The organism is Vibrio sp. Y176 (assembly GCF_033438945.1).
Window position 1 is genome coordinate 1 of record NZ_JAWOQS010000590.1, and the last position, 675, is coordinate 675.

Sequence of the window (675 nt, forward strand, 5' to 3'; positions counted from 1 at the left end):
TGAACGTGCGATGCGACCTTACGGCCTTTTGCCACGACGGCGGCAGCGCGCATGTCTTCGATGCGAGAGTTCGTACAAGAGCCAACAAACACTTTATCTACTTGGTAGTCAGACAATGATTTGCCTGCTTCTAGGCCCATGTAAGCCAATGCTTTTTCAGCAGACGCTTTTTCGATTGGATCAGTGAAGCTTTCTGGTGCTGGAATCGGTTGGTCAACGGCAATGACCTGACCTGGGTTTGTGCCCCAAGTTACTTGTGGTTTGATGTCAGCAGCATTTAGCGTTATTACGGCATCAAATTCGGCATCTGCGTCAGTTTTTAACGTCTTCCAGTACTCTACTGCAGCATCAAAATCTGCGCCTTGCGGTGAGAACTTACGACCTTTGATGTATTCGAACGTGGTTTCATCTGGTGCAATTAGGCCTGCTTTTGCGCCCAATTCAATGGCCATGTTACATACCGTCATACGGCCTTCCATAGAAAGATCAGTAATCGCTTCACCGCAGAATTCAACCACATAACCAGTACCGCCCGCAGCCGTTGTTTTGCCGATGATCGCTAGAACGATATCTTTTGCGGTAATACCCGGCGCGACTTTACCTTTCACTTCGATTTTCATTGTTTTCGCACGTGCTTGTTTTAGCGTTTGAGTCGCTAATACGTGTTCAACTTCT

The 675-nt window shown here is 47.6% G+C and carries 1 protein-coding gene; it reads right to left on the reverse strand.

Annotation, left to right across the window (positions count from 1 at the left end; translation table 11 throughout):
* A partial coding sequence (locus R7O13_RS27470) for an aconitase family protein (protein ID WP_318305276.1) occupies positions 1-675 on the reverse strand: 675 nt, incomplete at both ends.